The organism is Robbsia andropogonis (assembly GCF_000970345.1).
Taxonomy (GTDB): Bacteria; Pseudomonadota; Gammaproteobacteria; order Burkholderiales; family Burkholderiaceae; genus Robbsia; species Robbsia andropogonis.
In genome coordinates this window covers 1-505 of record NZ_LAQU01000247.1, presented here as the reverse complement: position 1 = coordinate 505, position 505 = coordinate 1, and the positions used below count along the sequence as shown (strand labels likewise).

Sequence of the window (505 nt, the reverse complement as noted above, 5' to 3'; positions counted from 1 at the left end):
CCTCTTGCCCTGGCACAATAGCGCCTATGATCGATCCGACACAACTCCAGTCCATGAGCGCAGAAGAACTGCGTGCACTGGCCGTGCAGTTGATATCGGATGTGCGTCACAAAGAGGCCGTCAACGCGAAGCTCACTCACGAGATCGCGGTACTGCGGCGTTTGCAGTTCGCTGCCAAGAGCGAGAAGTTGCCACCCGAGCAGCGTAGCTTGCTGGACGAGGCAATCGATGCCGACCTGATTGCCGTCGAACACGAACTCGCGCACATGTCCGGGCAGCCGCCGCGCGAGACCGAGCCGAACAAACCGCGTCGCGCGGCGCTCCCAGCAGCATTGCCGCGCGTCGTTTTACACCACGAACCCGAGTCAACGCTGTGCCAGTGCGGCTGCCAACTCAAACGCATTGGCGAGGATGTCAGCGAGAAGCTGGACTATACGCCGGGCGTGTTCACGGTCGAGCGACACATCCGGGGCAAGTGGGCGTGTGCGAAGTGCGAGACGCTGAT

At 61.6% G+C, this 505-nt stretch carries 1 protein-coding gene; it reads left to right on the top strand.

Features of this window, described 5'->3' with window-relative positions; all coding sequences use genetic code 11:
• Positions 1 to 29 precede the first annotated feature (29 nt).
• A partial coding sequence (locus WM40_RS27365; protein ID WP_236693741.1) for an IS66 family transposase zinc-finger binding domain-containing protein occupies positions 30 to 505 on the top strand: 476 nt, incomplete at its 3' end.